Source organism: Neolewinella litorea (assembly GCF_004803465.1).
Classification (GTDB): Bacteria; Bacteroidota; Bacteroidia; order Chitinophagales; family Saprospiraceae; genus Neolewinella; species Neolewinella litorea.
Genome location: NZ_SRSF01000035.1, coordinates 1 through 1,343, shown reverse-complemented (window position 1 = coordinate 1,343; position 1,343 = coordinate 1). Strand labels below are relative to the sequence as shown.

The 1,343-nt window shown below is 62.2% G+C and carries 2 protein-coding genes; both read right to left on the bottom strand.

The window, feature by feature from the left end; genetic code table 11:
• Window positions 1-1,154: IS66 family transposase (tnpC, locus tag E4021_RS17965; RefSeq protein ID WP_136460872.1), on the bottom strand; the 1,154-nt coding region annotated here is incomplete at its 3' end.
• Window positions 1,155-1,185: 31 nt separating this feature from the next.
• Window positions 1,186-1,341: an IS66 family insertion sequence element accessory protein TnpB gene (gene tnpB / locus E4021_RS18665; protein WP_406603368.1), complete on the bottom strand. Its 156-nt coding sequence runs from the start codon at window positions 1,339-1,341 to the stop codon at window positions 1,186-1,188.
• Between the last annotated feature and the right edge of the window lie 2 nt (window positions 1,342-1,343).

Sequence of the window (1,343 nt, the reverse complement as noted above, 5' to 3'; positions counted from 1 at the left end):
CCGATGGCCCCGCTGGACAGGTTGTTTTTCTGTTCGTACTCCGCCCAGTCCAGCAATGCCTCGTAGACTGGCCGACTCACCCGCCGGCGCAGGGCCAGGCGTTCGGCTGCCGACCGCCCCCTTTTGCGGCAGTGCGCCTCGACGTGGTAAAGGAAGCCGATGGCGGCCAGGGCCAGCTCCGCCAGCCGGGGATGCTGCTCGCGGGCCTCGAAGAACTTACGGCGGATGTGCGCCAGACAGCTCACCCCCGTGACCTGCGGATGCTTGCGCAAGTAGGTCTCATAGGCCTTATACCCGTCCGTTTGCAGGTAGCCCGCAAAGTCCGCCAGTCGTTCCATCACGCCGTGCACCCCGCGTCCTTTACGGTAGTCGAACAGCACCAGTCCGGAGTCCGGGTCCCGATAGACCCACTGGTAGCCCAGGTGGGCTTTGCCTTTCTTTTCCGAAGCCAGTACCTTGATCGTCGATTCATCCACCTGCAAATAGTCGCTATCAACGACCGTGCGGAGTAGTTGCTGGTATAGCGGCTCGAGTAAGCTACAGGTGGCGGCGAACCAGTCGCCTACGGTGGCTTTATGCACCACCCAGCCGTGATCACGCTCGAAGCGCTTGATCTGGCGGTAAAACGGCAGATGATCGACGTACTTGGCCACGCACAGCTCGGCCAGCAGCCCCGGTTCCGGGATACCCTTGTCGATGGACCGGCTCGGTAGATCGGCCACCAGCACGGTGGTCGACCCGTCAGCTTCCGGGCGGGCGTACTTAGGACGGATGCGCCGGATAATGACCAACTTACCCGGACGGTAGTCCAGCGTATCGGTGACTTCCTGCCCAATGCACTCCAGGCCAGCGGTGTCTACGTCTTGCGGCTCCAGGACGATCTCCTCCACCGGCAGGTGATCCGGCAGCGAAGCCCGGCCGGGGTGGGTCTTTTTCGGCTTGCGACGCGTGTAGGTGACTTCTTGCTTCGGTGGCTCGGCCGGCACGCTTTGCCCCCACAGGGCCATCTGTTCGGGGGGCGCGGTGGCCTGGCCTGCCAGGCGCTCGGACTTGGCTCCGAAGATCAAGCGCTTGAGTTGATCGAGCTCGTGGCGCAAGGCCCCGTTCTGCTCCTTGAGCGACTGATTTTCCGCGATGAGCCCTTCGATACTCACGGGGCAAAAAATACGAAAAATAGCCCCGACGTCAAGCCGCCGGCGGGTATCTTTTGCGTCGTTTGACGGATTTTATCTCAATGCCGGCCAGTAGCAACTGTAGGTCGGTAAAGGACAGCTCCACACTATCACCCTCGGCCCGCGGCAGCTCGAAGGTTCCCCGCTCCAGCACCTTGTACCAGACCACCC